The sequence below is a fragment of the Pseudomonas sp. JR33AA genome (genome assembly GCF_021378985.1).
Lineage (GTDB): Bacteria > Pseudomonadota > Gammaproteobacteria > Pseudomonadales > Pseudomonadaceae > Aquipseudomonas > Aquipseudomonas alloputida.
Map to the genome: position 1 here is coordinate 1 of NZ_JAJSAW010000052.1, position 783 is coordinate 783.

The window sequence follows — 783 nt, forward strand, 5'->3', positions numbered from 1 at the left end:
TGGGCCTGCTCCGTGACAACGGACGCCAAGAAGCGATACTTACATCGCTATCTTGGAGGTTGTCATGTACCCAACCACTCGCCGCAATTACACCGATGAGTTTAAGATTCAGGCCGTTGCGCTGGCTGAAACGCTTGGCAGGACGGAAGCTGCTCGCCAGCTGGAAATGTCTGTGAAAACGTTGGACAACTGGGTCAACGCTTCCCGCAACGGCCAGCCGTTGAGCTCTCCTGATCGTCGCGCAATCACCAGAGAGGACAGCGAGTTAGCACGATTGCGAGCCGAGAACGCCGAGCTGAAACTGGAGCGTGAAATCCTAAAAAAGGCGGCGGTATTCTTTGCCAAAGAGTCCAGGTGAGATACGCCTTCGTCGCTGAAGAACGGGCTCAGTTCCCGGTGCGTCTGTTGTGCCGGGTAATGGGTGTCTCGGTTTCAGGGTTTTACGACTATCAGCATCGCCAAGGCCGTCCAGATCCGGATGCACAAATACGCATCGATCTACACAAGGTTTACGCGGCTAGCCGCAAGACCTATGGCCGACCACGGCTAGTCGAGGCGCTAAGGCAGCAGGCCTATGCGGTAGGTCATAAGCGCGTTGACCGGCTGATGCATGAAGAGCACATACAAGGCCGATCCAAGGGCGGTTTCAGGCCGTGCACCACCGACAGTCACCATGCGCTGCCAGTGGCGAGCAATTTATTGGGTCGTCAGTTCTCCGTTCAAAGCTCCACCCCAGCCTGGGTCAGTGATATCACTTACATCGCTACGAAAGAGGGCTGGCTT

Annotated in this window: 2 protein-coding genes; both read left to right on the forward strand. The window is 56.1% G+C overall.

The features are described from left to right. Positions 1-64: 64 nt before the first annotated feature. Positions 65-358: an IS3 family transposase gene (locus tag LVS58_RS24960; RefSeq protein WP_023661668.1), complete on the forward strand. Its 294-nt coding sequence runs from the start codon at positions 65-67 to the stop codon at positions 356-358. Further along, positions 355-783: IS3 family transposase (locus tag LVS58_RS24965; RefSeq protein WP_233693244.1), on the forward strand; the 429-nt coding region annotated here is incomplete at its 3' end. The genes LVS58_RS24960 and LVS58_RS24965, both read left to right, overlap by 4 nt.

Bases quoted from the DNA above. Each gene is read 5' to 3' on its own strand.
- LVS58_RS24960 (WP_023661668.1), top strand. From the start codon at position 65: ATGTACCCAACCACTCGCCGCAATTACACCGATGAGTTTAAGATTCAG.